This window comes from Flavobacterium sp. FlaQc-52 (genome assembly GCF_044007495.1).
Taxonomy (GTDB): Bacteria; Bacteroidota; Bacteroidia; order Flavobacteriales; family Flavobacteriaceae; genus Flavobacterium; species Flavobacterium cupriresistens.
In genome coordinates, this window is record NZ_JBIPCV010000037.1 from 1 (window position 1) to 831 (window position 831).

The 831-nt window shown below is 48.5% G+C and carries 1 rRNA gene; it reads right to left on the reverse strand.

What is annotated here, in order from left to right:
• A 23S ribosomal RNA gene (locus tag ACHRV5_RS22365) occupies nt 1-831 on the reverse strand; the annotation flags it as partial.

The following is an 831-nucleotide window of genomic DNA, read 5'->3' on the forward strand; positions in this document are numbered from 1 at the left end:
AAAACTGTAAATCCATAGCTTCGGTAATATGCTTATGCCCGATTATTATCCATGCTCGTCCGCTCGACTAGTGAGCTGTTACGCACTCTTTAAATGAATGGCTGCTTCCAAGCCAACATCCTAGCTGTCTGGGCAGACAAACCTCGTTCTTTCAACTTAGCATATATTTGGGGACCTTAGCTGATGGTCTGGGTTCTTTCCCTCTCGGACTTGGACCTTAGCACCCAAGCCCTCACTGTTATCAATCATTATATAGCATTCGGAGTTTGTCAGGAATTGGTAGGCGGTGAAGCCCCCGCATCCAATCAGTAGCTCTACCTCTATATAACTAAAATAACGCTGCACCTAAATGCATTTCGGGGAGTACGAGCTATTTCCGAGTTTGATTGGCCTTTCACCCCTACCCACAGGTCATCCGAAGACTTTTCAACGTCAACCGGTTCGGACCTCCACACTGTGTTACCAGCGCTTCATCCTGCCCATGGGTAGATCACACGGTTTCGCGTCTAACACTACTGACTAAAGCGCCCTATTCAGACTCGCTTTCGCTACGGATCCGTGACTTAACCACTTATCCTTGCCAGCAACGTTAACTCGTAGGCTCATTATGCAAAAGGCACGCCGTCACCCCACGAAAGGGCTCCGACCGCTTGTAAGCGTATGGTTTCAGGATCTATTTCACTCCGTTATTCACGGTTCTTTTCACCTTTCCCTCACGGTACTGGTTCACTATCGGTCTCTCAGGAGTATTTAGCCTTAGCGGATGGTCCCGCCAAATTCAGACAGGGTTTCACGTGCCCCGCCCTACTCAGGATACCACTATCTATTACA